Raw genomic sequence first — 1380 nt, 5'->3', positions numbered from 1 at the left:
GCATCGTCGTGCCGCAACTGATGCCGGGCGTGCTGTCGGGCAGCCTGATGGTGTTCGGGCTGTCGGCGAGCGCGTTCGCGATTCCGGGCCTGCTCGGCGGACGGCGATTGAAGGTCGCGGCCACGGCCGTCTACGACGAATTCCTCGGCTCGCTGAACTGGCCGCTCGGCGCGACGATCGCCGTGCTGCTGCTCGCCGCGAACCTCGTCGTGATGCTCACTTACTACCGCGTGCTCGAACGCCGCTACGCGCGCAGCCTCGGAGGCGCATCGCGATGAGAAAGAACGGCCCCTTTGCGCTGGCCTTCCACACGCTCGTGATCCTGTTCGTGCTCGCGCCGCTCGCGATCGTCGTGCTGGTCGCGTTCACGCCCGACGAAACGCTGACGCTGCCGACCCATGGCGTATCGCTGCGCTGGTTCCGCGCGATCCTCGACTATCCGGACTTCGTCACCGCATTCGTCAACAGCGTGAAGCTCGCGTTCGCGTCGGCGACGCTGTCGCTCGCGATCGCGTTGCCGGCCGGCCTCGCGATCGGCCGCGCGACGTTCCCCGGCCGCGCATTCCTGAACGGGCTGCTGCTGTCGCCGCTCGTGATCCCCGGCCTCGTGCTCGGCATCGCGCTGCTGCGCTTCTTCGCGCTGATCGGCGCAACCGGCTCGTTCGCGTGGCTCGTGCTCGCGCACATGATCGTCATCACGCCGTTCGTGATGCGGCTCGTGCTCGCGTCCGTTGCCGGCCTCGACCGCAGCATCGAGCAGGCCGCGTGCTCGCTCGGCGCCGACCCGTGGACGACCTTCCGCCGCATCACGCTGCCGATGATCGTGCCGGGCATCACCGGCGGCTGGCTGCTCGCGTTCATCAACAGCTTCGACGAGCTGACGATGTCGATCTTCGTCACGTCGCCGCAGACGGTCACGCTGCCCGTGCGCATGTACATGTATGCGACCGAATCGATCGACCCGATGATGGCGTCGGTGTCGGCGCTCGTCATCTTCATCACCGCCGGCGCGATGCTGCTGCTCGATCGCGTGTACGGCCTGAACCGCATCCTGATCGGCCAACATTGATGACGACTCCCGTTTCCCGTTCCACCGACGTCGCGGACGACCGCGCGCAGTTCGTGCGCGTCGCCGAACGCGAACGCGCCGCCGTCGCGTTCACGCTCGACGGCCGCCCCGCGCACGCGCTTGCCGGCGACACCGTGCTCACCGCGATCCTCGTCGCGCAGCGTCGCGTGCGCGTCAGCGAATTCAGCGGTCAGCCGCGCGCGGGGTTCTGCCTGATCGGCGCCTGCCAGGACTGCTGGGTGCACACCGAAGCCGGCGCACGCATGCGCGCATGCTCGACGCCGATCGCCGAAGGCATGCGGATTCTCACG

Annotated in this window: 2 protein-coding genes and 1 pseudogene; all 3 read left to right on the top strand. The window is 68.4% G+C overall.

All coding sequences use genetic code 11. From position 1 onward, the window contains the following. Positions 1-278: pseudogene (locus tag JMF90_RS37155) on the top strand (ABC transporter permease); the annotation flags it as partial. After that, complete coding sequence (locus JMF90_RS37150; RefSeq protein ID WP_006479666.1) at positions 275-1069, top strand: ABC transporter permease; 795 nt, start codon at positions 275-277, stop codon at positions 1067-1069. The pseudogene JMF90_RS37155 and the gene JMF90_RS37150, both read left to right, overlap by 4 nt. Continuing rightward, positions 1069-1380 (top strand): (2Fe-2S)-binding protein (locus JMF90_RS37145; RefSeq protein ID WP_201326348.1); only part of this gene is annotated, 312 nt, incomplete at its 3' end. The genes JMF90_RS37150 and JMF90_RS37145, both read left to right, overlap by 1 nt.

Source organism: Burkholderia sp. E168m23, assembly GCF_016586125.1.
Lineage (GTDB): Bacteria > Pseudomonadota > Gammaproteobacteria > Burkholderiales > Burkholderiaceae > Burkholderia > Burkholderia orbicola.
Note: the sequence above shows the minus strand (reverse complement) of the source record. Positions and strands in the feature narration are given on the sequence as shown.